The sequence below is a fragment of the Paenibacillus xylanilyticus genome (genome assembly GCF_009664365.1).
Lineage (GTDB): Bacteria > Bacillota > Bacilli > Paenibacillales > Paenibacillaceae > Paenibacillus > Paenibacillus xylanilyticus_A.
The window spans coordinates 5,159,983-5,182,220 of sequence record NZ_CP044310.1 but is presented as its reverse complement, the minus strand read 5'-3'; the positions used below and the strand labels follow the sequence as shown (position 1 = coordinate 5,182,220).

Here is a 22,238-nt window from a genome sequence, read left to right as displayed (position 1 = left end):
CATGGTGGGAAAGGTCTTTTTGGTAGGAGCAGGTCCAGGGGATGCTAAGCTGATAACGGTAAAAGGATGGGAGTCTATCGGCAAGGCAGATGCTGTAGTCTATGATCGCTTGGCCAGTCCGAGATTGTTGAAACAGATGAAGCCTGGAGCAGTGAAGATTTACGTAGGCAAGCGGCCTGACCGTCACACGATGAAGCAGGAAGAGATTAATCAGCTGCTCGTCGATCTGGCCCTTGAAGGGAAAGTGGTTGTTCGGCTGAAGGGCGGAGATCCCACGATATTTGGACGCGTCGGCGAAGAGGCAGACCTGCTGCGCAAAAACGGCGTTCCTTTTGAAATCGTGCCTGGGGTTACCGCAGCAATAAGTGTGCCTGCTTATGCCGGAATACCGGTGACCCACCGCGATTATGCATCATCCATTTCCATTATTACAGGGCATGAAAGCCCGGACAAGCTCGATCGCAGCATTCATTGGGATAAAGTAACGAACGCAACGGGAACACTGGTATTTATGATGGGTGTAGCCAAGATTGGCTATATCAGTGAACAGCTCATCCGTCATGGCCGTCCGGCACAGACACCCGTCGCACTGGTTCGTTGGGGAACAAGAGCAGAGCAGGATACCCTTGTGGGTACACTTGAAAATATAGAAGCCAAGGTCATTGCTGCCAACTTCCAACCGCCTGCAGTTATTGTTGTCGGGGAAGTGGTGAATCAACGTGAGCAATTGAAATGGGCTGAGGTACTACCGTTGTTCGGCAAACGAATTCTGGTGACGCGCGCTCGCAGTCAGGCGAGTGAACTGGTGAACCGCATCGAGGAACTTGGTGGTGAACCGTATGAGTTTCCAGTTATCGAAACCGTGATGCCTACGAGTGAAACAGCAAAACAAAGTGTCAAGGATGCCTTCGGTGCGTTAAATACATTTGATTGGGTATTTTTCACAAGCGTAAACGGTGTGGAGTTTTTCTTCCGTCATCTGGAAGAGCAAGGTAAGGATATCCGCGCCATGCATCAAGCAAGAGTCGCTGCGGTCGGACCTTCAACTGCCGAGGCCTTGCGCAAGCACGGTATTGTTGCCGAAGTGGTCAAAGGGCCTTTTCAGCAGGAAGGCATGCTGGATGCTTTTGAGAGTGAACTGAAAAAAGGTCAGAAAGTGCTGCTTCCCCACGGTGATCTGGCACGCTCCTGGTTGCCTGACCAGTTGAAGGAACGGGGACTTGAGGTCACGGAAGCGATCATCTATGATACTGTACTCGCGGGTGAGGATGATGATGAACTTCTGAAGCTGCTGGAAGAAGGCGGTATTCACGCGGTGACGTTCACGAGCTCTTCAACGGTTACGAACTTCATGGAGATGCTTAAACGGATGGGGCTCCAAGATCCATTACCGTTGTTAAAAAATGTCGAGGTTGCTTGCATCGGGCCAGTGACTGCCAAAACGGCAGAAGCAGCTGGCTTGAAGGTAACGCTGATGGCCGCAGAAGCAACGATCGAAAGCATGATCTCTGCGCTGATGGAGTGGAAAAGGACGCCTTCTCCAGAAGGGGCTATGCCTCGTTGATTTAAAAATTGTATCGCTATTGTAATAGATTGTATCCATATACCAAAAGCAGATTGATGAAGCGTGCTGAATTCGTTAGGATACCGGCGCGCTTCCCTTTTTGCTCTACTTTACTCTAAGAGAGGATGTATCTATATGAGTTTTCCAATTGTACGACACCGTCGCTTACGTCAATCCGCAGGCATCCGGAATATGGTCAGAGAGACTCATCTGACTGTGGATGATTTTATCCAACCCATCTATGTAACTTACGGTGAAAACGTAAAATCCGAGATCAAATCTATGCCAGGCGTATTCCGTTTTTCTCTTGACCGTCTGCAGGAAGAGGTAAAAGAGATTGCCGATCTGGGAATTCCGGCCGTGTTGTTGTTCGGTATTCCTGAGACAAAGGATAGCATTGGTTCTTCTGGTTTCGCTGAAGATGGTATTGTGCAGGAAGCAACGAAATTGATTAAGTCCTGGTATCCCGACCTGCTGGTTGTGGCGGATACCTGCCTGTGTGAATTTACGGATCACGGGCACTGCGGTATGGTGCATACCGTGGAAGTGGACGGACATATCTGCGGAGATGTTCTGAATGATGAATCATTGGATCTGCTTGTAAAAACAGCTGTATCCCAAGCCAAAGCAGGCGCGGATATTATTGCCCCATCCAATATGATGGATGGATTCGTCCAGGCAATCCGGGCAGGATTGGATGAGAATGGATTCAGCCATATTCCAATCATGTCCTACTCCGTTAAATATGCATCTGCTTTTTATGGTCCCTTCCGTGAAGCAGCGGATTCCACACCACAGTTTGGAGATCGCAAATCATATCAGATGGACCCGGCCAATGCCCGCGAGGCACTGCGCGAAGCCGAAACAGATGTGCTTGAAGGAGCAGACATGCTGATGGTGAAACCGTCACTTTCCTATCTGGACGTGATGCGTACAATCAAGGATCAATTTGACCTTCCGCTTGTGGCCTATAATGTAAGTGGTGAGTATGCCATGGTGAAGGCTGCAGCAATGCAGGGTTGGATTGATGAGAAAAAGGTCGCCATGGAAATTTTGCTCAGCATGAAACGCGCGGGTGCGGATATGATCATCACGTATTACGGAAAAGATGCCTCCCGCTGGTTGGCTGAGAAGTAATAGTTCCTTGTAATTTACACGTTTGCTAAGAGAGTCGTTATCAAATTACCAACATATAGCAAGGCCCTGCACGAGCCTGTTATGTCGCTTGTATAGATCAGTTTACTGTTCATATAAGGAGCGGGGCCTTCATATTAAGGAGGATGTTCATGACTGCACAATCAGGAAAAAGACGAAACGATGAGCGCTCACGCAGCGCATTCGAAGAAGCCAAGCAGTACATACCTGGAGGCGTAAACAGCCCCGTTCGGGCATTCAAATCCGTAGGACTTACCCCGATCTATGCAGAACGCGGAGAAGGATCCAAAATTTACGATATTGATGGCAATGTGTTTATTGATTATGTGGGCTCATGGGGACCACTTATCATGGGACATGCCCATCCTGATGTCGTGGAAGCACTGCGTGAAACTGCTCTGAAAGGAACGAGCTTTGGTGCTCCAACGCTGCTGGAGACCGAGATGGCTAAGCTTGTTTGCGAGCGCGTACCATCCATTGATATTGTTCGGATGGTCAACTCGGGTACGGAAGCAACCATGAGTGCCATCAGGTTGGCGCGCGGTGTAACGGGCCGCAGCAAAATTTTGAAGTTTGAAGGTTCATATCACGGACATGCGGACAGCTTGCTGATCAAAGCGGGCTCCGGTGTCGCTACCCTTGGATTGCCAGACAGTCCTGGAGTTCCTGAAGGGGTTGCTACCAATACGATCACGGTGCCTTACAATGATCTGGAATCGGTTAGCCTTGCCTTTGAACGTTTTGGTGAGGAACTGGCTGCTGTCATTGTTGAGCCTGTGGCTGGGAATATGGGCGTTGTACCTCCGGCAGAGGGCTTTCTTGAAGGCCTGCGCAGCCTGACGAGCCAGTACGGCAGCCTGCTCATCTTTGACGAAGTCATGACCGGTTTCCGTGTAGGCTTGAACTGTGCACAGGGGCGGTATGGTGTTACGCCCGATCTGACATGTCTTGGTAAAGTTATCGGCGGCGGCCTTCCGGTCGGAGCATATGGTGGTCGTCGGGATCTGATGGAGCAGATCGCTCCAACCGGTCCGATCTATCAAGCGGGAACACTAAGTGGTAACCCACTGGCCATGGCAGCAGGCTATACCACCCTCAAACTGTTGACACCGGAAGTCTATGATCGTTTGGAGACGTTGTCGGCTCGTTTGCAGGCTGGCTTCGAAAAGAATGCGGCAGAGGCGGGTATTGCAGTAACCATTAACCGCGTTGGTTCCATGGTATGTCCGTTCTTCAGCAGTGTACCTGTTACCAATTATGATATAGCCAAAGAAAGCAATTTGGATCAGTTTGTTCGTTACTTTGCAGCTATGATTGATGAGGGTGTAAGCGTGGCACCTTCCCAATTTGAGGGCATGTTCGTCTCTGGTGTTCATACCGAGCAGGATATTGACGATACGATTGAAGCAAACCGCAAGGCTCTGCAATCTCTATGACGATCAAAAGTTGGAAACGTCGTGGGGAATGGCTGGAGCTGATGCCAGGCAAAGTGGTAACAGGCAGTCCAGACAGACAGCTTGCGGCAGAGCAATGGCTGCTCACTGAACTTTCTTTTCCAGAAAAGCTGTTTCGTCAGCTTAAGGCAAATCACGGAATTCAACTCGCAGGGGACCGGCTTCGGCTGGCCCTTTTTGCATCTCAGCCGATTGATGTTGAACCCCGTTGGGCAGAGATTGAGGTGCTGTACGAGGATGATTTTTGTCTGGTTGTACATAAACCCGCGGGTATGAAGCTGCATCCGGATGGAACTCGTGCCGATCATGCCATTACGCTGGATCACGCTGTCGCCTCTTATTATGAGATCAACGGTATCGACACCAGCGTACGCCATGTGCATCGCCTCGATGAAGATACAACCGGCCCGGTTCTCTATGCGAAAAATGCTTTTGCTCTGGCAAAATTGGATGAGGCCATGCGTCGCAAAGAAATTGGGCGTCAGTATGTAGCCATTGCGGAAGGGCAGGTATCTCCGGAATGCAGCAAAATTGATGCGCCCATCGGTAAGGACAGACATCATAAGCAGCGCAGACGCGTTTCCGAGAGTGGGCAGGAAGCCGTTACTCATGTAGAGATTGCGGAAGTGTGGGAGCGGGCTACACTTGTGCGTTTAATACTGGATACTGGACGTACACATCAGATCAGAGTACATCTGAGTTATGCCGGACACCCGCTTATTGGCGATCAGCTGTATGGAGGAAGGTCAGATGCCATTGGACGCCAGGCACTTCATGGTGAAGTGTTAACGTTTAATCATCCGCTCACGGGAGCGCTGATTGAAGTTCAAGATCCGTGGCCTTCCGATTTTGAACAGCTAGTCCAGCGGGAACGAACAACCTAATAAAAAGGCAAGCTTTGAACAAAGGTGGCATGCTCATCTCATCGATGGCATATAGATGGGGTAACGAAGGATTTGGACCATGGATCAGTCCCATGAGAAGGATCATGGTGAACATATGCCGAAAGGAGGACGCCACCTTTGTTGAATCAACCTTATGGTTTGCGGTTCGATATTTATGAGCGCGTTCATTTGTCCGAGGGAGTCCCTGCCATTGAGGAACTGGAGGAAATTGAGTTATACCCGCGTATTCAAGTCATCGGTCAGGATGATCATGCAACGTTGCGAGGCCATCTTTTGCTTACAGGTGCGTATCGGGGAGAGAACGAAATCTCGGAGGAACTGAAACATTTTATTCCGGTTGAGATCACGGTACCCCTGAATCGGGTAAGGTCACTTGAGGATATCTCGATTGAGATCGAAAACTTTGATGTGGATTTGTTATCCAGCCGAAGCTTGAATATTACAGGTGTGCTGTCACTGCGTGGCATTGAGGGCTTTCCTGTTGAAGAGCCGCAGGCCTGGTCAGCGGAAGAGTTTACTGTGGTACACTCCCCTGATCCGCAGCAGGTTAACCGCGCCCCGGAGGCAGAGGATGCAGATGCTGGGTTGAACACCTTTGCTCAGGAATATCTGCTGCAGCGCAGTGAAGAGGAAGGTCTGCCTATAACGGCCGAGTCTCTATACGCAGCAGAAATTCCTGAGAATCCGCAGCAAGCCGCTGAAGAAAACATCCGTTATGAGGAAAATGCGCAGCCGGAAGAACAGTTAACCCCTGCACCGCAACAGATCTATGCTGATACGCTCGAGAATCAAGATGAAGAAGAATATCAGAAAAGACCTGCTGAAGATAACGCTCCTTCATTAATTACCCAAGAAGATGAAGCAGCGGATAATCAAGTGGCTGCCTCACCTTCACCCGTCTCGTCTTTCATGGCGGAGACTGCAGACCGACTGGCTTCTTATCCGGAGTCTGAGCCATTGCTACCTCTGGCTGAGGAATCACCATCTGTCTGGGCGGAGCCTTCCGTGGAGACCTTACATACAAACACGGAGCTGAACCAACAACCATCAGAAGACGTGGCTGTTTCGAATGTTTGGAACTTCGAATCTTCCAGGTCAGGTTCACCGCAGGAAGATCAGACGGAGGCTGAAAAGCCATCAGAGAATTGGCAGGATGTGTTTGCAGCGTCTGAACTGGAATCTGCCGAAGGGGAACGACCTTCTGCACCGGAAGCAGTGGATGCAGATGAATCTTCAGAGCCATTTTCATTCATTCCTGAACCTGTGGCTGAGACAGAAGACAAGCCAGAGCTCAAAGTCGCGTTTGGCAGCAAAAGGGAGTCTTCACCAAGACAGGAAGAAGGGGTGGGTATCTCGTCCCTGTTATCCTCAGGTAGGTCAGTGCGGGATACAGAAACGGATCGGGAGGACGAGTCGGTCGCTGGCTCCGTTCAGGAAGAAGCCTACCAGACAGAGGATGTCCAGTGGAAGAACCTGTTCTTGGGCACGATTGTGGATCAGACACCATTCCGCAAAGTTAAACTGTGCATCGTCCAGCGGGAAGAGACGTTGGATAGCATTGCTGACCGCTACCAATTGAGCACTCGGGAGCTCCAGTTATACAATCGTTTATCGGAACAAGTCGTTGAAGAAGGGCAGATTCTATACATCCCCTGACCTCTGACTTGTAAAATAACGTCCATACCAACCCGCAATCCAAAAAGGATTGCGGGTTTTTACTGCTTTTTGGCTTAATACGCAGGGCTGCCGCCCGTTTACGCTGTTGTCAGGTTGACTATCGGGCACGGTCAGGGTATGATGTGTTTAGGTTTTTTAAAGAACAACGTCGAATGGGAGTAGTAGACAGCAAGGCCTTTCAGAGAGCGGGATTGCAGCGCTGAGAAATTCCGCAGGAACCTACTGATCGAAGTCGCCCGGGAGTTGCCTGTTTGAATACGAGGAACGATGAAACATGTCATTGTGATTTGTTTGTTCCTGAAGTAGGATGGGCCGGTAGCAGCCGTTATCTGCTTGAAGTGTCACGATAGCCTCAGAAAGGCATGCTGTTTCTTTCTGTCTGCGTGAAACAAAGGTGGTACCGCGAAAGCTAACCTTTCGTCCTTTGATGGATGAAAGGTTTTTTTGTTTTTTGGCGATGATGATTAAGTAACGGAGGAATGACACATGTCTGAAGAAAAAAAATCAGCGGCAACAGAAATGCCGACTACGTATGATCCGAAAGCTGCCGAGCAGAAATGGTATTCTACCTGGACAGAACGTGGATATTTCAAGGCTGGTCAGCGCAAGGATGCTGAACCGTTTACCATTGTAATTCCACCCCCGAACGTAACCGGTATGCTTCATATCGGGCATGCACTGGATTTCACACTCCAGGATATCCTGATCCGCACCAAACGCATGCAAGGATATGACGCTTTGTGGCTCCCAGGGTCTGACCATGCAGGTATTGCGACTCAAACCAAAGTAGAGCAAAAGCTGCGTGAGGAAGGTTTGACCCGCTATGATCTTGGACGCGAGAAGTTCCTGGATAAAGTCTGGGACTGGAAAGACCAATACGCGACAACGATCCGTCAGCAGTGGGGTAAAATGGGACTCTCCCTGGATTATTCACGTGAACGCTTCACGCTCGATGAAGGACTTTCCCAAGCGGTGCGCAAAGTGTTCGTTCAACTATATGAAAAAGGCCTGATTTACAGAGGCAAACGCATTATTAACTGGGATCCGGTGAACCGTACTGCATTGTCTGACATTGAGGTGGAGTACAAAGAGGTTCAGGGACACCTGTATCATCTGAAATACCCACTTAAGGACGGAAGCGGTTATGTTACAGTGGCAACGACTCGTCCGGAGACGATGCTCGGTGATACTGCAGTTGCGGTTCATCCAAAAGATGAACGTTATACAGACATGATTGGCAAAACGCTGATTCTCCCAATCATCGGCCGGGAAATTCCGGTTATTGCAGATGATTATGTAGATAAGGAATTCGGAAGCGGTGCTGTAAAAATTACGCCTGCACATGATCCGAATGACTTTGAAGTGGGTCTTCGTCACAACCTGCCTCAGATTACAGTAATGGATGAGACAGGTACCATGAATGCGGAAGCAGGCAAATATCAGGGTATGGATCGCAGCGACTGCCGCAAGCAGATCGTTGCAGATCTGCAGGAACTGGGTGTCTTGATCAACATTGAGGATCACACACATCAGGTTGGACATAGCGAACGGACCGGAGCTGTGGTTGAGCCTTATTTGTCCACACAATGGTTTGTTGAGATGAAACCTCTTGCCGAAAGAGCCATCCAAAAACAGCAGAACGGGGAAGGCGTAAACTTCGTGCCGGATCGTTTTGAGAAAACATATCTGAACTGGATCGAAAATGTTCGTGACTGGTGTATCTCACGTCAGTTGTGGTGGGGACATCGTATTCCTGCCTGGTACGACGATGAGACTGGCGAAATTATTGTATCGGCTGAAGATCCAACAACACTGCCAGAGTACGCTGGTCGTAAGCTGAGACAGGATGAAGATGTTCTGGATACGTGGTTCAGTTCGGCATTATGGCCTTTCTCCACACTCGGCTGGCCTGAAGATGCTGAAGATCTGAAACGTTACTATCCGACAAGTGTGCTTGTAACCGGATATGACATCATTTATTTCTGGGTTGCACGGATGATCTTCACAGCTCTGGAGTTTACGGACGAAATTCCATTCAAAGATGTTCTGATGCATGGTCTGGTTCGTGATGCGGATGGCCGTAAAATGTCCAAATCCCTCGGTAACGGTGTGGATCCGCTGGATGTTATTGAGAAATACGGTGCAGACGCGATGCGTTATATGATATCCACCAGCAGCACGCCTGGCCAGGATCTTCGTTTCCGCTGGGAGCGGGTAGAACAGGCACGTAACTTTGCTAACAAAATCTGGAATGCATCACGTTTCGCACTGATGAATCTGGAAGGCTTTACTTACGAAGATCGCGACATCAGCGGAGAGCTTGGAACAGCCGATTATTGGATTTTGCACCGTCTGAACGAAACTTCCCGCGATATTACGCGTCTAATCGAAGCATACGAATTTGGGGAAACAGGACGATTGCTGTACAACTTTATCTGGGATGACCTCTGCGACTGGTATATTGAATTTTCCAAGTTGTCCTTCTACGGTGAAGATCCGGTTGCCAAGAAAAAAACACAATCGGTACTCGCTTATGTCCTGGACCACACCATGCGCCTGATTCACCCGTTTATGCCTTACATCTCGGAAGAGATCTGGCAGCATCTGCCTCATGAAGGCGAGACGATTACACTTGCATCCTGGCCAGTGTATGATCCTGCGCTGGAGAATCCGGAAGCCGTTGCCGAGATGAACCTGCTCATGGATACCATTCGTGCCGTACGTAACATTCGTGCAGAAGTAAACGTGCCGATGAGCAAGAAGATTGAATTGATGGTAAAAGCGAACAGCGCCGAGACATTCAGCATTATCGAACGCAACAGCCATTACATTCAACGATTCTGCAATACATCCGAGTTCGACAGCGGACTTGATCTCAGTTCACCGGATAAGGCCATGAGTGCTGTAATTACGGGAGCTGAACTTTACTTGCCGCTGGCTGGACTGATTGATATTGAGCAGGAAGTGGCTCGTCTGGAGAAAGAACTGCAGAACCTTGAAGGCGAAGTACTCCGTGTAGAGAAAAAGCTGGCGAATGAAGGCTTCGTAGCCAAGGCACCAGCCAAGGTTATTGAGGAAGAACGCGCCAAACAAGCGGATTATTCGGATAAACGGGATAAAGTCATCGCCCGGATCAAGGAACTGAAAGGTTAATGTTTCTGGGTCGGATGGAGAGCAAGCATGCCATCCGGCCGCTTTTTTCAATCAAACTCGGGACCGAAGGTGAAACATATGACGGAACTTAATGGCACGGGCGTAGATGCCCCTCTGTATACCTATGACGAGGCTGTGGACTGGATCAATGGCCTTATTCCTTTTGGCATCAGACCCGGATTGGAACGAATCACGGAGCTCATGTCATTGCTCGGTAATCCTCATCAGCGTCTCAAATTTATTCATGTCGCGGGAACGAACGGAAAAGGTTCGACTTGCGCTTTTTTGACGTCAGTACTGCTTCAGGCGGGGTACGATGTAGGAACGTTTACGTCTCCGTATATCACGAAATTCACGAATCGTTTTCAGTACAACGGCGAGGATATTCCGGAAGAGACGCTGCTGAAGTTAGCGAATCGACTCCATCCGCTGGTCACAGATATGGCCTCTACTGTTCTGGGATCACCTACGATGTTCGAAGTGTCTACAGCCCTGGCACTCTTGTACTATGCAGAAGAGTGTTATCCGGATGTAGTAGTATGGGAGACTGGACTGGGGGGAAGGATGGACGTAACGAATATCGTTACACCCGTGGTTTCGGTCATTACGAATATCGGTATGGATCATACGGATATCCTGGGTGATACCATTGAAGCGATCGCGGGAGAAAAAGCAGGCATTATTAAACCAGGCGTACCTGTTGTCACCTGTGTTACGCAGCCAGAGGCTATTAGGGTGATTCAGGAAAAGGCCCAGCAAGTCCGATCAACTGTGTATTTGTCTGGAGAACAATTTTCGTACCATAGACTCGATAGTGATGAGAATGGTCAAGCCTTTCATTTTGCAGGACCATTCCGCGAGCTGGATGCTCGCATTCGAATGCAGGGCATTTATCAGATGGATAATGCTGCGGGTGCTCTTATGGTGCTTGAATTGCTCAGACAGTACATGGCATTCATTCTGGATGACAGAGATATTGCGCTTGGATTGGAGAATGCCTTCTGGGCTGGCCGATTCGAGAAGGTCGTTCACGAACCCCGAATTGTACTGGATGGTGCGCATAATCCGGAAGGGGCAGAGTCACTGGCCAAGAGCATTGTCGACGTATATCCTCACAACAAGTTAAATTTGATGATGGGCATGCTGGCGAATAAGCATCACGAAGCGTATTTGCAGCATATACTGCCACTAGTGGATACGCTGATCCTGACCGAGCCAGATTTCCGACGCAAAATGGATGCAGCCGAGTTGCTGCAGATCGTCGAGCGGTTACGTCCCGCCATTGCGAAAGAGAATCTGGAAATCATCGTCGAGCCCGATTGGGCGAAGGCACTTGATCTATTGAAGTCACGGACGGAAGCGGAAGATCTGGGGGTGGTGTCCGGCACACTGTATCTCATTGCAGATGTGAGGGCAGCCCTTTTGCATCAAACCGATTCTGAAAAAGGTTGGTGAAAGTTTTGTTAAATACATCAGAACACGTTCATTTTATAGGGATTGGCGGATATGGCATGAGTGCCATCGCCCGAGTTATGCTGGAGATGGGATACACCGTTACCGGATCGGATGTCGCTTCACAGGAGTTGACTGAGAAGCTGGCAGCCAAGGGAGCGAAAATATATATCGGACATACAGCTGAACACGTAAATGGAGCAGATCTTGTGGTCTACTCTACAGCAGCGCCGGCGGATAATGTGGAGCGGGTGGCAGCCGAGCAGCTTAATATTCCGATTCTTCACCGTGCACAGATGCTGGCGCGCCTGCTTAATGAGCGCAAAGGTGTTGCGGTTGCAGGTGCACACGGCAAAACGACGACTTCCTCAATGATTGCACTTGTCATGGACAAATGCGATACAGACCCGACGTATATCATTGGCGGAGAAATCATGAATTTGGGAACCAATGCCAAGGCGGGCCAGGGCGACTGGGTCGTGGCTGAAGCAGATGAGAGTGATGGATCGTTTTTGCAGTATCATCCATGGCTAGGTATTGTGACCAATATCGAAGCCGATCATTTGGAGAATTACAACAGTGACTTCGAGGAACTCAAAAAAGCGTATGTACAGTTCTTGAGTCAAATTCGTCCGGAAGGAACAGCCATTGTCTGTGCGGATGATGAGAACGTGCAAAGCATTTTACCTGAGCTGAAATCCCGAATCACGACATACGGCATCGATCAGAAGGCCGATTATATGGCATCGGATATCGTACTGGGTGACCGCAGGATCTCCTTCACCATGAGCCATCAGGGTAAAGCACTGGGAACGGTAGAGCTCTCTGTTCCAGGCAAACATAATGTCTACAACGCTATGGCTACGGTCATTACCTGTCTGGAAGCAGGCATTCCGTTTGAGAAAATCACGGCAGCCATTATTCAGTTCCATGGTGCCAAACGCAGATTCCAGGTGCTGGGTGAAGCACGCGATATTCTGGTCATCGATGATTATGCTCATCATCCGACTGAAATTGAGGCAACCATCAGTGCAGCGAAAGCGACCGGGAAACGTATTATCGCGGTGTTCCAACCACAGAGATATACGCGTACCTTCTTCCTGCTGGATGCGTTTAGTCGTGCTTTCGCGGAAGCCGATGAGGTACTTATTACCGACATCTATTCTCCGGCGGGAGAAAAACAGATTGAAGGTGTTCACTCCGCTAAGCTGGTTGAACTGATTGTTCAAAACAGTAATGCTGCTGCTCGTTATTTGCCTACCAAGGAAGAAGTGGTAGCCGATTTGCAGAATCGTCTGCAGCCAGGAGATCTTGTTCTCACGATGGGAGCAGGGGATATCTGGAAGGTTGGCGACACACTGGCCAAAGGACTGAAATAGTCCACTTTATGACCCGCTTGTCTTCGTAAAGAAGCAAGCGGGTTTTTGAATTTCTAGGAATCTTTCATTGTCTCTGGGCATATAGCTGATATAAATGGGACAAAGGAGAGGGTACGGGGTGAGCAATGCTAGAATGACGTTTCGTTTCGGGGAGAACGAGTCGGACAAGCCGAATCATAAGGATGAGAAGGTGATGGGAACCTTTCCATCCTTATCTGATGAGATATCGCACAGTGCTCCGCGGATCGATGTCGCGCCTTCATGGACACCGGAGGATATCCCTGGAGATTGGGGAGAGACCACCCTGAGCGGGACAAGTATACTAGAGCCGGATCAGAGAAAGGACCGGAATCTGGAGCCTGTACAGTCGCAGTATGTTTATTCGGATCATACAGTGTATCCTGACGAAAATGAGAAAGAGCTTCCTGAAGACAGCAATGATGTGGGTCATGACTGGATGGCGGATCGTGATCATTACTCCTACAAGCGAAATCGCCCTCCGAGGGGCTGGAAGATGATTGGTTCGGTTACGGGAGCGCTGGTCACCGGTGCCCTTTTCGGTATGGTTATTCTCTCTTTTTTTAATCGGGAAGGAACAGGTCCGGACGTACTTCCTCAAACCAATCAACCAGTATCGAGTGTGACGGGAGTGCAGGGTGCTTCCGGGACGGACCAACAAGCACAGTCAGCACTTAGCGGAGGCAATTACTATGCGCTTCAGTACGGTGTTTTTAGTTCGCCTGAACGTGCAGAACAGGCCAAGCTTGAACTCTCACAGGCTGGAATTGCTGCAGGAACGGATCCGGACGATGGGAATCGTGTCTATGCAGGTATCTCTTCCGACCGTGAAGAAGCCAAACTGCTGAGCTCACGTCTTAAGGCGGAGGGTGTGGAACTGTATGTCAAAGAGATCGCATACCCTGCAGTGGACTCTGCAGCTCTTGGTATGAATGAGGAAGATGTTCAGCTCTTCTTCATCAGCAGCAATGCATTGGTGGAACAACTATCCACATTGTCCATCGGGCAGCTTGGTCAAGCAAATCCAGAGCCTGTAGCTTCGGAAACGATGACTGCATTACAGAATCAGCATGAGGCATGGATAACAGGCATGGGTAAACTCTCAGCAGGGCTCGGACAAGAGGCAGCGCCGATTGTTTCAGCCATGGAGAAATCGATGAACAGTGCAATTACGGCAGTTGTCGAGTATAACAAAAACCCCTCCGATGTACACATGTGGGCGGTACAAGCGGATCTGATGGATTATGTTCTGCAGCAGAAAAAATGGCTTGAAGGGATCAAGCAATAAGTTTTCCTTCCCCTAACACAGCCCCGAAATCCCTGTCCGGCAAGGAACTGGAAATAGTTCCCCTTGCCGGATTTGTGTTTGTATTGACGTACAAAACCCCGTATAATAATGTGGGTGTCAAAAAATGGCGAGGGAAGAGAACCGATGAAAAAAAACTTCGGCATGTTAATACTGTTTCTTCTGCTCGGCTGGATGGCCGGAGCGTGGATCGCCAAGGCACTGCAGCCAGTCAAGGCTGTAGCCATTCTAACCAAAGCCACGACCATACGTTGGTCACCGCAGGCTGATCTGGATATTATCAGTTATGACATTTCATTTCAATTTCAAATGAGCCTCCTCAGTTTGATTGGTATTATTGCAGCTGTATGGCTGTATCGCAGACTGTAGGAGAATGACGATTTTTGACGACAAAACTTAGCGAATGACATCTACTATGGTGATGTGACAGATGTCGCCGTAGCATAAGGAGCCGTTTATTTTGAATAAATCACAATCGCGCCCTATTATTCTGGCCTCCACTTCGCCGCGGCGCAAGGATCTGATCGCTTCACTTCAACTAGCTTTCAAAGTAATACCAAGTCACGCGAATGAAGATACACCGCCGGAATGGACTCCTGAGCAGACGGTTCAGGAGCTCGCTATGCGCAAAGCAATGGCTGTCTATCGCGGTCTTGAAGGTCAGGAACAGGACGCCATTATTGTAGGCAGTGATACTGTCGTTGTGCTGGATGGAGACATTCTTGGCAAACCTGTGGATCAACAGGATGCTGAACGTATGCTTGCCAGACTTCAGGGACGTACACATCGTGTATTCACTGGTGTTGCTTGTATTGATGCTGGAGATGGAAAGTCCGTTGTGCACTATCGGCAGACGGAAGTAACGATGAAAGAACTGTCCGAGTCAACGATCAGGGCGTATGTTCAGACAGGCGAGCCTATGGATAAAGCAGGGTCGTATGCAATTCAAGGGATTGGCGCTTCACTGGTAGACCGCATTGAAGGATGTTACTTTAATGTCGTGGGCTTGCCTCTTTCCCTGCTCAGCGACATGTTGGATGGATTCGGAGTTCATGTGCTGCCGCGAGCCTGATTGAGGGAAATGATTGATGTGAAAAGAGGGAATATATGGAGTCGCCTCAGTACATGATGCGCGACATCCCCCATGAAGAACGCCCGAGAGAACGCATGATGGAATATGGGGCGGGCGCCTTAAGCCATGCAGAACTGCTGGCTATTTTACTTCGGACAGGTACGAGGCAGGAATCGGCAGTGCACATGGCACAGCGCATTCTCACTGAAGCAGGTGGCATCCGTTCACTAATGGATATGAGTCTGAACGAGTTGACTGCCATGAAAGGAATTGGTATGGCCAAGGCTGTTCAGCTCAAGGCTGGTATTGAACTTGGTCACCGGATTGCGCAGAGCAGACGGGTACAGTCTCCTTCAATCCGTACACCTCGTGACGCAGCTGATATTTTACTCGAGCAGCTGCGTTACTTGCAGAAGGAACACTTTGTGTGCCTTTTCCTGAATAGCAAAAATCATATTATTGCCCAGGAAACACTCTCCATGGGTAGCCTTAATGCTTCAATTGTACATCCACGTGAAGTGTTCCGTGCTGCCATCAAATGCAGCAGTGCCTCGATCGTATGCGCACACAATCATCCGAGCGGTGATCCTACGCCTAGTCCTGAGGATATTCAAATAACCAAGAGACTGATCGAAGCAGGTTCAATCGTCGGCATAGATGTGCTGGACCACATCATAATCGGCGATGGAACATACGTAAGTTTGAAGGAGAAGGGCTTAGTATAATATAATGGTTGGCGTTGATGTTTTCCTATGAATATTGACGGCGTTGTCCGTAGAAGATAGGTTCACTTTACAGATGCAATACATTTCAATGAATGATGAACCCTGCTGGATTGCAGAGGAAATGAAAATGAAACGCTCTGAACGTTAAGAGGGCGGCAATATGAGTCAGAAAAGGAGATTACGTCATGTTTGGTGGTTTTACGAAAGATTTGGGTATTGATTTGGGGACAGCGAATACGCTGGTTTATGTACGTGGAAAAGGAATTGTGGTGCGGGAGCCTTCGGTGGTTGCTCTGCGGACAGATACCAAGAGCATTGAGGCTGTCGGGGAATCTGCCAAAAAAATGATCGGACGTACTCCTGGTAACATTCGTGCGATTCGTCCAATGAAGGACGGCGTTATTGCCGATTTTGATACGACGGCAACGATGATCAAATACTTTATTCGCCAGGCGCAGAAACAGCGCTCGATGTTCCAGCGTCACCCGAACGTTATGGTATGCGTACCATCTGGAATTACAGCGGTAGAACAACGTGCGGTTGAAGATGCAACAAAACAGGCCGGCGCGCGTGAAGCATACACAATTGAGGAGCCATTTGCAGCAGCCATTGGTGCAGATCTTCCGGTATGGGAGCCAACAGGCAGCATGGTTGTGGACATCGGTGGAGGAACGACAGAAGTGGCGGTCATTTCCCTCGGCGGAATCGTAACAAGCCGTTCGGTTCGTGTAGCTGGTGATGAGATGGACGAATCGATCATCCAGTATATTAAACGTCAGTACAATCTGATGATTGGTGAACGTACATCCGAACAATTGAAAATGGAAATCGGTTCAGCTATGCCACTGGAACAAGTGGAAACGATGGAAATTCGCGGACGCGATCTCGTAACAGGTCTGCCTAAGACCATCACGATTACATCGGATGAAATCAGCGAAGCTCTGGCAGATACGGTAAATGCTATTGTTGAAGCTGTGAAAGTAACTTTGGAAAAATGTCCTCCTGAGCTTGCTGCAGATATTATGGACCGCGGTATCGTGTTGACTGGCGGCGGCGCGTTGCTCCGCAATCTGGACAAGCTGCTGGCTGGTGAGACAGGTATGCCAGTCATCGTAGCGGAAAATCCACTCGATTGTGTAGCAATCGGAACAGGTAAAGCTCTTGAGAACATCCATTTGTTCAAAAGCAGAAGCAGTTCGGCAGTTCGTTCCAAACGTTAATCCGGCACTTATCGTTTAATGTCACGTTTGAGTTAAGCGTCAGTTGCCAACGAAGAGGACCCGGCTTCAGCCGGGAGAGCTATTACCCGCATACCCGGGGAGATCAGCGAATATTCTCGAAGGGACTATCAGTCTGCACGTCTCCCCGCCGGGCATAGCTCGGAAGAGAATATGGATGTTAGAGGGTGTTCGAACTGTTTAAGCTGCTGGGCAACAAAAGACTTTTTGTTTTGCTGGTGGGCCTTGTTACATTTATCGCGTTAATGGGCTTTACGCTCGGTCCGCGAACCGCTCTATCCTGGCCGGAAAAATTCCTGAAGGATTCAGTCGGATTTGTACAATACGTATTTTACAAGCCCGCTTCTGCTGTAGCGGGCTTTTTCAAAGATGTAGCGAACATGCGTGCGGTATATCAAGAGAATGAAGAGCTGCGAATCGCGATGGGGCACTATACCCGGGATCGACTGAAGTATAACGAGATGGAAAAAACCAATGATCGTTATAAGGATTTGCTAAAATTTACGGCTGAACAGAGAAATCGGTATAACTACGAATATCGTATTGCACAGGTCATCAGTGCCAATTCCGATCCCAATAGCAGAACGATCAATATTGATATTGGGGAGAATGCGGATATCAAGCCAGGCATGGCCGTCACTTCCCAGGATGGTCTGGTTGGGGTGATCAGTCACGTTAGTGCCTATACCTCAACGGTGAATTTGCTAACCTCGATGGATGCCAACGATCCCAACTCCAATGCCATCGCAGCAACGGCGGTGGGCAAGGAAGATACGGTTTTCGGTATGATCGAGAGCTTTGATCCCAAGACGGGCATGTTCAAGATGACCAAAATTTCGGAAGAGTCTGATATCAAAAAAGGTGACGAAATTATCTCATCAGGTATTATCAATAATTTTCCGAAGTACATGCGAATCGGGGAAGTCAAGAAAATTGAAGTTGGCGAATATGGACTCACGCGTACAGCAACGATAGAACCTTATGCAAGCTTCCTGGATTGGAAAGAGCTGATGGTGGTTATTCCTCCCGAGGTGAAGGAGTAATGGTGACACGCAAGCAAGTCTTGTTCCTGTTGCTGTTCGTTCTGTTCATCGCGGAAGGAACGATTTTGCCACTGCTTATTCCTTCCGGATGGCAACTGCGCATTTCGGCCAATTTGGTTTATATCGTCATTCTGTTTATTGCTGTATATTATCATCGCCACACTGCTCTGGTGCTCGGCATCTTTTTTGGACTGCTTCATGACGTTGTATTTTATGGAGAGATGATCGGACCTTATGGATTTGCAATGGGGTTATCTGCTTATATGATGGGACTTATATTCCAGGCACCGCGTGCACCACTTCCAGTTATGGTTACAGTCGTAATTTTGGGGAGTCTGCTTAACGACACCATGTTGTTCTTTTTATATAAGCTCTTCCGCCTCAATCATGTGACCTTTGACTGGGCTTTGCTTGAATATATGATTCCCAATCTGTTCATTCATTTCGTGTTTGCTCTGATCATATATACTCCGCTGCGTAAGCAGCTGGAGCGTATCGGCAAAAGAAAGAGCAAGGTGCAGGAAGCATCCTGATACATTTTATAGAGTGAAAAGCAGGAACTTCGAGGCCCGGGCACGAAATGTAATGAGATGGGAGGGACAGGCTTATGACGGTAAAATCGAATCACGTAACGATTAAAGGCATCCGAGACGGCTTGGTTTTCCTGTTGGACGATCAATGTGAATTCGAGGAATTGCTCTATGAGCTCCGCTATAAGCTGGAACACAGCCATCAAAATATTTTGACCGGACCGATTGTTCATGTGGATATCAAACTGGGCAGCCGCGAAGTGACAGAGGACCAAAAAGAAGCGATATTGGACATTTTGAAGCAAAAAGGGAATCTGCTCATTCGCTCCATCGATTCACCAGCCCTTAAACCAGAGGTTAAAGGGCCACCGCCAATTGTTACGATGTGTGGCATGGTGCGTTCAGGTCAAGTGCTTCATCACGAAGGGAATCTCCTGTTTCTTGGGGATATCAATCCGGGGGGCACGGTGACGTGTACCGGAGATATATATGTTTTGGGTTCACTCAGAGGCATGGCTCACGCTGGGATCGGCGGGGACGACGAGTCAATCATTGCCGCATCGGTATTTGCACCGACGCAGCTTCGAATCGCTGATATCATCAGCCGTCCCCCTGATGAATGGGAGAGCCGGGATACCGGGATGGAATTTGCTTATTTACAGGACAATCAGATGCAGATCGACAAGATGAGCAATATCGTTCGGTTGCGCCGAGATTTTAATGTGTTTAAAGGAGTGTAGCTCATGGGAGAGGCGATCGTGATCACTTCGGGTAAAGGCGGCGTTGGTAAAACAACCACCTCAGCAAACATCGGAACAGCGCTGGCGCTGCTCGGAAAAAAAGTTTGTCTGGTAGATACCGATATCGGCCTTCGCAATCTGGATGTTGTGATGGGACTCGAGAACCGGATCATTTATGATCTGTGTGACGTGGCAGACGGGCGTTGCCGTCTGAATCAGGCGTTGGTAAAAGACAAACGCTTCGAAGAATTGTATATGCTGCCTGCAGCACAAACAAGAGACAAAAACTCTGTATCTCCGGAACAGGTTAAGGACATCATTCTGGAATTGAAAAAAGATTTTGAGTATGTCATTATCGATTGCCCTGCCGGGATTGAACAGGGATTCAAAAATGCGGTCGCTGGAGCAGATCAGGCCATCGTGGTGACTACACCGGAGAACGCTGCTGTACGTGATGCGGATCGGGTCATCGGCCTACTCGAGAGCTCGCATATTCAATCACCGAAGCTGGTTGTAAACCGTATTCGGAACAACATGGTCAAATCGGGCGATATGCTTGATATTGATGGTATTTTGCAAGTCCTCAATATTGATCTGATTGGTATTGTGCCAGATGATGAACTTGTCATCAAAGCGGCTAACTCTGGAGAACCTACAGTCATGAATCCAGACTCGCTTGCAGCGATTGCCTATCGGAACATTGCTCGTCGCATTCTGGGAGATACGGTTCCACTGATGCAGTTAGAGCAGAAAAAGGGCGCATTCTCACGCTTTAAAAAGTTTTTTGGTATGGGTTAAAAGGGTTAATACAATCGTCCTCATAGATATGAATACTTACCGCCGCGGCCTTTGCAGCCCGGCCTTTTTAATGCGTTCAGCACAGAACCCCCTATCATTTTTCTCTACATTAAACTCCACTCGGCAGGTTGATCTCACCTGGGTGGAGTTATTTTGCTTTGACCCGGAAGCTTGTTCATATTATGAAAGAGCTCTTCATAGGATGTATTAAACAAGCCTCGGCGGGAGGATATACCATGAATACGAAACTTCGAATCAAGCAAAGAAGAGAAGAACGGATACGGCGGTTGCTGGATGGCGCGGCGATGGAGATAATGCAGGAAGCGAACCCGGGGCCCAGCAAGAAGATTGCCGAGAGCCCGAGACCTACTTCTTCTTTTGATATACAGGATCAGACAAGACATGTTGGATCACTACTGGCAGAACAGGAAAGGGATCCTGAATGGCTGTGGAAAAAAGAGAACGGACATTACGGTTCAGGTGGCCATACACGTTTTAACCTGGTGAAATCATTGGTGCGTCGAACCGTAGTCAGTGCATTGGTTTTTGGTGCGGTATGGGGACTGTTTCAACTCAATGCGTCATGGGCATCTTCACCCAAAACGGTAATTGCAGATGCGCTGCATCGGGACATGGACTTTGCCTCAGCTGCTCTCTGGTATGAACGGCACTTCGGCGGAACGCCGTCTTTCCTGCCCGTGCTGGGCCACTCCACAGATGCAGTTAATGGTTCGGGGGTTAGATCACTGCTGGGTAAACCGCTCTCTGGGACAATCGTTCAACCATTTGCGCTGAGCATGAAGGGCATAGAGATCGTCCCCGAAGCAGAAGGAACTGGATTTGTACAGGTGGTCAGTTCGGATGCAGGACGAGTTTTGCAAGTTCTTGGTGATGCAGAGAATGGGATAACCGTAGTCATCCAGCATACAGGCAGCTTGACTGCGATATATGGCCGACTGAACGAGAGTGAAGTCGAAGTGAATGACTGGGTGGAGGCCGGAAATGTCGTTGGCAGCCTCAAGTCCACAGGCGGAGAACAACCTGCCACGCTGTACTTTGCAGTAAAAGAGGGCGAAGAGTATGTAGATCCTGCGGAAGTGGTTGCCCTTGATTAGGTTGTGGGGTGTACGCATTTCGCTTCATCCGTTTTTTGTCATTATTATGCTGGCTTCCTTGGCTACAGGACATTTCATAGAACTCATCACCCTGTTTGCGATCGTATTTATTCATGAATGTGGACATGCTGCGGCGGCAGCCCTTCTGGGCTACCGTGTCCTGTCAATTCAGATGCTTCCGTTTGGCGGTGTGGCTGTTATTGAAGACGGGGGCCGGCTTACGGCTGGGCGGGAAATTATCATTGCGCTGGCCGGTCCTCTGCAAAACATATTGATGGTTGGGATCACCATGCTCCTGCAGTACGCCAACCTCGGAGATCCCGTATTCTTGGCGTACATTATCCAAGGGAATCTACTGATTGCGCTGTTTAATCTGCTGCCCGTACTTCCGCTGGATGGCGGTAAAATTGTACAGGCACTCGTCAGTCTGATTGCTCCTTACTATACGACATTAATGTGGACCTATCGGATTAGCATCCTATGCAGTACAGGTGTTATTCTGTTTGCCATCAGCAAATGGATCACTGGAGACTACGGGCTCCCGCTGAATATCTTGCTCATTGGTCTCTTTCTGTTCTATTCCAACGTGACCGATTATCGAAACGTACCATATCGCTTTATCCGCTTTTTGATGAATCGGGAAGGTGCATTTGCCCATCATGCGGCTACAGGCAGTTTGGCACAGCCGATAATCTCATTTCCGGCGAAACCTTTGGACACTATTCTGCGTCTATTAAAGAGAGAGAAATATCATATGGTATATGTGATGAACAGACAGGGACGAATTATGGCCGTTTTGCCTGAACAGCGAATTATCGGTTCCTATTTCAAGCAGAACACAGATAAACTGTAATATGGTTGTTGAACTCGTCCCGATTTGGGGTAATACATATACATTGAGAATTGCAAAGACA

19 protein-coding genes and 1 other annotated feature are annotated in these 22,238 nt (G+C 48.9%); all 19 genes read left to right on the top strand.

Annotated elements, in window-relative coordinates:
• Position 1 precedes the first annotated feature (1 nt).
• The 19 genes from cobA (at position 2) to F4V51_RS22975 (ending at position 22,177) form a co-directional block, all read left to right on the top strand.
• Positions 2–1,564: a uroporphyrinogen-III C-methyltransferase gene (gene cobA, locus F4V51_RS23065; protein ID WP_153979775.1), complete on the top strand. Its 1,563-nt coding sequence runs from the start codon at positions 2–4 to the stop codon at positions 1,562–1,564.
• A gap of 135 nt (positions 1,565–1,699) precedes the next feature.
• Positions 1,700–2,701, top strand: a complete 1,002-nt coding sequence (gene hemB / locus F4V51_RS23060; protein WP_095293302.1) for a porphobilinogen synthase — start codon at positions 1,700–1,702, stop codon at positions 2,699–2,701.
• A 149-nt stretch (positions 2,702–2,850) separates the two neighbouring features.
• Entirely contained in the window at positions 2,851–4,155 is a 1,305-nt protein-coding gene (hemL, locus tag F4V51_RS23055; RefSeq protein ID WP_153979774.1) for a glutamate-1-semialdehyde 2,1-aminomutase, read from the top strand.
• Complete coding sequence (locus F4V51_RS23050) at positions 4,152–5,057, top strand: RluA family pseudouridine synthase (protein WP_153979773.1); 906 nt, start codon at positions 4,152–4,154, stop codon at positions 5,055–5,057. Before hemL ends, F4V51_RS23050 begins: the two co-directional genes overlap by 4 nt.
• A gap of 138 nt (positions 5,058–5,195) precedes the next feature.
• On the top strand, positions 5,196–6,734 hold the full coding sequence (locus F4V51_RS23045) for a LysM peptidoglycan-binding domain-containing protein (protein ID WP_153979772.1): 1,539 nt from the start codon (positions 5,196–5,198) through the stop codon (positions 6,732–6,734).
• 160 nt (positions 6,735–6,894) lie between these two features.
• Positions 6,895–7,183: a binding site (T-box leader), on the top strand.
• Between the two features lie 58 nt (positions 7,184–7,241).
• Positions 7,242–9,908, top strand: a complete 2,667-nt coding sequence (locus tag F4V51_RS23040; protein WP_153979771.1) for a valine--tRNA ligase — start codon at positions 7,242–7,244, stop codon at positions 9,906–9,908.
• Positions 9,909–9,986: 78 nt separating this feature from the next.
• Positions 9,987–11,363, top strand: a complete 1,377-nt coding sequence (locus tag F4V51_RS23035) for a bifunctional folylpolyglutamate synthase/dihydrofolate synthase (RefSeq protein WP_153979770.1) — start codon at positions 9,987–9,989, stop codon at positions 11,361–11,363.
• A 56-nt stretch (positions 11,364–11,419) separates the two neighbouring features.
• Positions 11,420–12,739 carry a UDP-N-acetylmuramate--L-alanine ligase gene (gene murC, locus F4V51_RS23030; RefSeq protein WP_236146838.1) on the top strand — a complete coding sequence of 440 codons (1,320 nt, stop codon included), beginning with the start codon at positions 11,420–11,422 and terminating at the stop codon, positions 12,737–12,739.
• A gap of 118 nt (positions 12,740–12,857) precedes the next feature.
• Entirely contained in the window at positions 12,858–14,045 is a 1,188-nt protein-coding gene (locus F4V51_RS23025) for an SPOR domain-containing protein (RefSeq protein ID WP_162009980.1), read from the top strand.
• Positions 14,046–14,189: 144 nt separating this feature from the next.
• The gene (locus F4V51_RS23020; protein WP_095293309.1) at positions 14,190–14,432 is read left to right on the top strand and encodes a DUF4321 domain-containing protein; all 243 of its coding nucleotides are present in this window, start codon (positions 14,190–14,192) and stop codon (positions 14,430–14,432) included.
• A 91-nt stretch (positions 14,433–14,523) separates the two neighbouring features.
• Positions 14,524–15,135: a Maf family protein gene (locus F4V51_RS23015; protein ID WP_153979767.1), complete on the top strand. Its 612-nt coding sequence runs from the start codon at positions 14,524–14,526 to the stop codon at positions 15,133–15,135.
• Between the two features lie 35 nt (positions 15,136–15,170).
• Entirely contained in the window at positions 15,171–15,860 is a 690-nt protein-coding gene (radC, locus tag F4V51_RS23010; protein WP_095361429.1) for a RadC family protein, read from the top strand.
• A gap of 185 nt (positions 15,861–16,045) precedes the next feature.
• Positions 16,046–17,080 (top strand): rod shape-determining protein, encoded by a 1,035-nt coding sequence (locus tag F4V51_RS23005; RefSeq protein ID WP_095293312.1) that lies wholly within the window; start codon positions 16,046–16,048, stop codon positions 17,078–17,080.
• Positions 17,081–17,265: 185 nt separating this feature from the next.
• Positions 17,266–18,141 carry a rod shape-determining protein MreC gene (gene mreC / locus F4V51_RS23000; RefSeq protein WP_095361430.1) on the top strand — a complete coding sequence of 292 codons (876 nt, stop codon included), beginning with the start codon at positions 17,266–17,268 and terminating at the stop codon, positions 18,139–18,141.
• Complete coding sequence (mreD, locus tag F4V51_RS22995; RefSeq protein WP_153979766.1) at positions 18,141–18,674, top strand: rod shape-determining protein MreD; 534 nt, start codon at positions 18,141–18,143, stop codon at positions 18,672–18,674. Before mreC ends, mreD begins: the two co-directional genes overlap by 1 nt.
• Before the next feature lie 74 nt (positions 18,675–18,748).
• Positions 18,749–19,411 carry a septum site-determining protein MinC gene (minC, locus tag F4V51_RS22990; protein WP_095293315.1) on the top strand — a complete coding sequence of 221 codons (663 nt, stop codon included), beginning with the start codon at positions 18,749–18,751 and terminating at the stop codon, positions 19,409–19,411.
• Positions 19,412–19,414: 3 nt separating this feature from the next.
• The gene (gene minD / locus F4V51_RS22985; RefSeq protein WP_024633965.1) at positions 19,415–20,209 is read left to right on the top strand and encodes a septum site-determining protein MinD; all 795 of its coding nucleotides are present in this window, start codon (positions 19,415–19,417) and stop codon (positions 20,207–20,209) included.
• Positions 20,210–20,445: 236 nt separating this feature from the next.
• Positions 20,446–21,324 carry a M23 family metallopeptidase gene (locus F4V51_RS22980; RefSeq protein ID WP_162009979.1) on the top strand — a complete coding sequence of 293 codons (879 nt, stop codon included), beginning with the start codon at positions 20,446–20,448 and terminating at the stop codon, positions 21,322–21,324.
• Complete coding sequence (locus F4V51_RS22975) at positions 21,317–22,177, top strand: M50 family metallopeptidase (RefSeq protein WP_153979764.1); 861 nt, start codon at positions 21,317–21,319, stop codon at positions 22,175–22,177. The genes F4V51_RS22980 and F4V51_RS22975 overlap by 8 nt, the downstream gene beginning before the upstream one ends.
• Positions 22,178–22,238: the final 61 nt, after the last annotated feature.

What these genes read in the sequence shown, in the direction of transcription:
- cobA (WP_153979775.1), top strand. Translation starts at nt 2, where the DNA reads ATGGTGGGAAAGGTCTTTTTGGTAGGAGCAGGTCCAGGGGATGCTAAG.
- hemB (WP_095293302.1), top strand. Translation starts at nt 1,700, where the DNA reads ATGAGTTTTCCAATTGTACGACACCGTCGCTTACGTCAATCCGCAGGC.
- hemL (WP_153979774.1), top strand. Translation starts at nt 2,851, where the DNA reads ATGACTGCACAATCAGGAAAAAGACGAAACGATGAGCGCTCACGCAGC.
- F4V51_RS23050 (WP_153979773.1), top strand. Translation starts at nt 4,152, where the DNA reads ATGACGATCAAAAGTTGGAAACGTCGTGGGGAATGGCTGGAGCTGATG.
- F4V51_RS23040 (WP_153979771.1), top strand. Translation starts at nt 7,242, where the DNA reads ATGTCTGAAGAAAAAAAATCAGCGGCAACAGAAATGCCGACTACGTAT.
- F4V51_RS23035 (WP_153979770.1), top strand. Translation starts at nt 9,987, where the DNA reads ATGACGGAACTTAATGGCACGGGCGTAGATGCCCCTCTGTATACCTAT.
- murC (WP_236146838.1), top strand. Translation starts at nt 11,420, where the DNA reads ATGAGTGCCATCGCCCGAGTTATGCTGGAGATGGGATACACCGTTACC.
- F4V51_RS23020 (WP_095293309.1), top strand. Translation starts at nt 14,190, where the DNA reads ATGAAAAAAAACTTCGGCATGTTAATACTGTTTCTTCTGCTCGGCTGG.
- radC (WP_095361429.1), top strand. Translation starts at nt 15,171, where the DNA reads ATGGAGTCGCCTCAGTACATGATGCGCGACATCCCCCATGAAGAACGC.
- F4V51_RS23005 (WP_095293312.1), top strand. Translation starts at nt 16,046, where the DNA reads ATGTTTGGTGGTTTTACGAAAGATTTGGGTATTGATTTGGGGACAGCG.
- mreD (WP_153979766.1), top strand. Translation starts at nt 18,141, where the DNA reads ATGGTGACACGCAAGCAAGTCTTGTTCCTGTTGCTGTTCGTTCTGTTC.
- minC (WP_095293315.1), top strand. Translation starts at nt 18,749, where the DNA reads ATGACGGTAAAATCGAATCACGTAACGATTAAAGGCATCCGAGACGGC.
- minD (WP_024633965.1), top strand. Translation starts at nt 19,415, where the DNA reads ATGGGAGAGGCGATCGTGATCACTTCGGGTAAAGGCGGCGTTGGTAAA.
- F4V51_RS22980 (WP_162009979.1), top strand. Translation starts at nt 20,446, where the DNA reads ATGAATACGAAACTTCGAATCAAGCAAAGAAGAGAAGAACGGATACGG.